This window comes from Desulfosarcina sp., assembly GCF_041551955.1.
Classification (GTDB): Bacteria; Desulfobacterota; Desulfobacteria; order Desulfobacterales; family Desulfosarcinaceae; genus Desulfosarcina.
Genome location: NZ_JBFELV010000537.1, coordinates 1 through 3,104, shown reverse-complemented (window position 1 = coordinate 3,104; position 3,104 = coordinate 1). Strand labels below are relative to the sequence as shown.

2 protein-coding genes are annotated in these 3,104 nt (G+C 59.6%); both read right to left on the bottom strand.

The features are described from left to right. Positions 1-178: 178 nt before the first annotated feature. Positions 179-1,609 (bottom strand): sigma-54-dependent transcriptional regulator, encoded by a 1,431-nt coding sequence (locus ABYV26_RS23750; RefSeq protein WP_372683830.1) that lies wholly within the window; start codon positions 1,607-1,609, stop codon positions 179-181. Beyond that, a partial coding sequence (locus ABYV26_RS23745) for a nitrogen regulation protein NR(II) (RefSeq protein WP_372683829.1) occupies positions 1,606-3,104 on the bottom strand: 1,499 nt, incomplete at its 5' end. The genes ABYV26_RS23750 and ABYV26_RS23745, both read right to left, overlap by 4 nt.

The following is a 3,104-nucleotide window of genomic DNA, read 5'->3' as shown; positions in this document are numbered from 1 at the left end:
TCATCACCGTCATCCGCGACAAGCGCCCGGTGGGTCAGGTACGCCTCAAGGATGCATTTGCCATTGTTGGCCTTCGGATTCCCTGAACGCGCAGCCTTTCGTTCAACGATTTTCGGATATAACCATTGCGGATATGGGGCAAACGTGATCGCCGAAGGCGTCCTTCTGCCCGCGGACCTTAATCCGTTTCTGACCCCGGCATCTCATCATCAGGCATATCCTTGTAATCGTCCGTCGCAATGCCCGCTTCTTTCATGAGGCGGTGCAGGTACTGACGCTGGATACCCGCCCGTTGCGCCGCCCGAGTCACATTCCCGTCGTTGTCGCGCAGCAGCCGATCGATGTATTGCCGGTGAAACATGGCGATCATTTGATCCCGGGCATCTTTGAAAGGCAGCTGACCCAGGGACAGCGGGAACGTGCCGGCCCCATCGGCGCGTTCCCGATCCAGAAACAGGTCCTCGGATATCAACGCTTCGGTGCGGCAAAAAATCACCCCCCGCTCGATGATGTTTTCCAGCTCCCGAACATTTCCCGGATAGTCCAAGGTCATCAGGCGCTGCATGGCCAGCGGGCATATCTCCGCGATCGACTTGCCGTTGACACTGGCGTACTTCTTCAGAAAATGGTAGGCCAGCAGGGGAATGTCTCCACGCCGCTCGGCCAGTGACGGCAGCTCGAAATTGATGACATTGAGACGGTAGAAAAGGTCCTCCCGAAACCGCCCCCGGGCGATCTCCTGCTTGAGGACGCGGTTGGTGGCGGCAATGAACCGGAGATCCGCCTTGCGGGTGGCATTCCCGCCGACAGGCCGGTACTCACCCTCCTGGAGGAGGCGCAGCAGCTTGGTCTGGAGAATGGAACTCAGGTCCCCGATCTCGTCGAGGAACAGGGTGCCGCCATGGGCATCTTCCACCAGCCCTCGCTTGTCTTTCCAGGCCCCGGTAAAAGCACCTCTCACGTGGCCGAACAGCTCACTCTCCAGCACGTTTTCCGGAATGGCGGTGCAGTTAAGGGTAATGAAGCGGTTGTCCTTCTGGCGGCTGTGAGCATGCAGAGCCTTGGCCACCAGCTCTTTTCCGGTGCCGCTGGGCCCGGTAATCAGAACGGTGGCCTGGGTGGGAGCCACCTGGCGAATGCGGTCGTAGATGTCGCGCATCACCGGTGTGGCACCGAGCAGCGATGCAAACCCATTCTGCTTGCCCAGCGCCTCGCGCAAGGCCCGATTCTCCCGGGTGACGGACTGAAAACTCATCACGTTTTCGATGATCATCAGAATCCGCTCGCGGCGGAAGGGTTTGGTGATGAAGTCACAGGCACCCTTGCGGGTGGCCTCCACAGCCGTTTCGATGGTGCCGAAGGCGGTCATGACCACCACCGACAGGGTCGGGTCCAGTTCCTTTATGCTCTCCAGCAGGCGAATGCCGTCCATTTTGGGCATTTTCAGGTCCGTTATCACCATGTCATAGGCACCGGTTTTGACGGCCTCCAGGGCCACCATCGGGTCGCTGGCCGTTTCCACTTTGTGGGCGGTCTCTTCCGTGATGATGCGTTCGAGCAGCAGCAACATGTCCCGTTCATCGTCGACTACCAATATGCGGCCTCTCATAGATCCTCCTGCGGGCGCTGCGGCAGCTTCACGGTAAACGTGGTGCCGCACCTGTCGCCGGTCCGTTCCGCCGCGCGACTTTCGCAGTGAATGGAACCGCCGAAACTGTTGATGATGCCGTAACTGACGAAAAGCCCCAGCCCCGTGCCCTCCCCTTCGGGTTTGGTCGTAAAAAAAGGCTCGTAAATCCGGTCCATGTCACCTTCCGGAATCCCGCAGCCGGTGTCCGACACCTTTACCACGGCGCGTCGAGAGCTTTTTTCATAAGAAGCGCCGATGGTCAGAACACCCCCTTGGGGCATCGCCCCCACGGCGTTGTTCATCAAGTTGAGAAATACCTGCTGCAGCTGCCGGCGGTCTCCCCGGACCGGCGGTATCCGCCGGGCAATGTCGGTTTCCAGCGTAACCGCCTGACGCTCGATGCTGTGCCGGGCCACCTTGATGATCTCCGCCAAGCATTGGTTCAGGTCCGTGGTTTCCTCCGGCACCTTGCTTTCCCTGGCAAAGCTGAGCAGGTTTTCCACGATGTCCTTGCAGTGCATGCCTTGCCGCTCGATGATCTTCAGGTCTTCGTAGGTCTGGCTCTCAGGGGATTGCTTGCGCAGCAGCAGATCGCAAAAACCCAGGATCACGCCCAGCGGATTGTTGATCTCGTGGGCCACACCGGCGGCCAGGGTGCCCAACGCAGCCAGCTTCTCGGTGGTCACCAGGTGGCGCTGAAGGTTTTTGTTCTCCGTGATATCCCGGGCGATGCAGAGCACCGCACTGATTTCACCGGTTTCATTTTTCAACGGCATGTAGTTGGCGTTGAGCCACACCGGTGGATCCACGGACCGGATCTCGATCTCTTCCCGAACACTGCGCTGGGTGGCGTAGACCTGTTGGACGGCCTTGATGTTACGCCGGGCCACGTCCTCGGAGAGCAGGTCGGCCAGGGAACGGTCCATGAGATGCTCCGCGTCGCTGCCGAAAAAATTGGCCGTGTAGCTGTTCACGGACTTCAGGCGTGCCGACTCGTCCAGGGTGAAGATAAGATCCTCGGCGCTTTCGATGAGCAGGCGGTATTTCTCTTCTGACCGCTTCAACGCCCGGGTGCGGGTGTCGACCAGTTTCTCCAATCCCCGCGAAAATCGGATTTCGAATAGATACAGGGCAGTAGCTGCAGTCGCCACCACCAGGACCACCAGCCCTTGGAGCACCAGCAGCCAGCGATGGATCTGACCCACGGCGCTGGCAATTTCATGGGTCGGCGCCACCACGGCCACACTCCAGAATTGCCGTGGGGTCTGGGCGATGTGGATGGGACAGAAGGCGATGAGTTTGGACATCCGGCCGGTAAAACCGCGGTGCCAGGACGAGTGGTAGATGCCGGTGCCTTCCCTCCCCTGGAGCATCTCCTCTTTCTGGATGCGATCGATCTGAACAAAATCCTCGTCCGGATAGGCTTCCTTGCGCACATCGAAGGCGCTGCGGCCGATAAAGTCGGTGAAGGGGT

What these genes read in the sequence shown, in the direction of transcription:
- ABYV26_RS23750 (WP_372683830.1), bottom strand. Translation starts at nt 1,609, where the DNA reads ATGAGAGGCCGCATATTGGTAGTCGACGATGAACGGGACATGTTGCTG.